Annotated in this window: 2 protein-coding genes; one reads left to right on the top strand and one right to left on the bottom strand. The window is 35.0% G+C overall.

The genetic code is table 11. From position 1 onward, the window contains the following. The coding region (locus HMPREF0666_RS15885; RefSeq protein ID WP_009013420.1) for a restriction endonuclease subunit S at positions 1–551 on the top strand (551 nt) is incomplete at its 5' end. Here HMPREF0666_RS15885 and HMPREF0666_RS17765 read toward each other — a convergent pair. Then, positions 544–1,107 (bottom strand): hypothetical protein (locus tag HMPREF0666_RS17765; RefSeq protein ID WP_009013419.1); only part of this gene is annotated, 564 nt, incomplete at its 5' end. The genes HMPREF0666_RS15885 and HMPREF0666_RS17765 overlap by 8 nt on opposite strands.

The raw sequence follows: 1,107 nt of genomic DNA, 5'->3' as shown, positions 1-1,107 counted from the left end.
AAACTTCCAAATCCTTAATTAAGGGAATAGCACAGAATATAGTCCGCTATAACGAAGCCAATGTTCGCTTGTCAGACTGCTTGTCATGTAGTTCTTCAACTCTACAAGAAAGAGATGTTTCAGAGCATGGTACATATCCTGTATATGGTGCAAATGGCGTCGTTGGCTACCTCGACAATTATAATACAGAGAATGAAGCAATCTATATTATCAAAGATGGTTCGGGTGTAGGAAGCACATCGTATGTTACGGGCAAATGCTCTGCAACAGGAACATTGAATATTTTACGAGCTAAAGAAGGCTATTCGCCTCAATATCTTTACTATATGCTGAAAGTATTTAACTTTGAGCCCTACAAAACTGGTATGGCTATACCTCATATTTATTTCAAATACTATAGTAAAGCCAAAGTCTTCTGTCCGACATATAAGGAACAACTTCAATATGCAAGGCTGTTGTCCGCAATAGATAAAAGACTAACAGTAGAGCATGGGCTTTTAACAAGTCTAAGTTTGCAGAAGCAATACTTGCTCCGTCAGATGTTTATATGAACATCTGGCGAAGTAGGTGTTGTTTTTGTTTTTCAAACGCATATCTTTGCTTTACAATAGTTTCCTTCCATAATGATAACGCATAAAAAGCATGGGCTATGGTTCTGATTATTTGCACAGTTGGCAAAATGAATTCCTTATTTTGCGTTTCTGTAATATAATGTCTTTTATGCTCCTCTGTAGACAAATCAAGATATTTCAAAAACTCAAATGTATAGCGCAAAAGTTCTTTATTCTTTGCCGTTAGAATTTTTATGGCAGAAGATTTGACCTTGAAAGAAAAATCAACATATTTACAATCAAGAGTGAAATCATCGAATATGATGCAATCACCCTTGTCATATATTCCTTCTATTTCTGATGTGTAGCCCAAGATAAAGGCTTTGTTTGCTGTTAGTACAGGAGTTCCTTCATTTGTATATTCAGTATCTTCAACAAGATATGATTGTGGTTGTTCATAGCTAAGAACATCGCTAATCATTGCATTAAAACCAACACTTTTCCTAAGTTTTCCAAAAACATCATTTCTAATTCCCTTAATTAAGGACTCTAATTT

Source organism: Prevotella sp. C561 (assembly GCF_000224595.1).
GTDB lineage: Bacteria > Bacteroidota > Bacteroidia > Bacteroidales > Bacteroidaceae > Prevotella > Prevotella jejuni.
The sequence above is the reverse complement of the archived record's forward strand: the minus strand, read 5'-3'. Positions and strand labels throughout refer to the sequence as shown.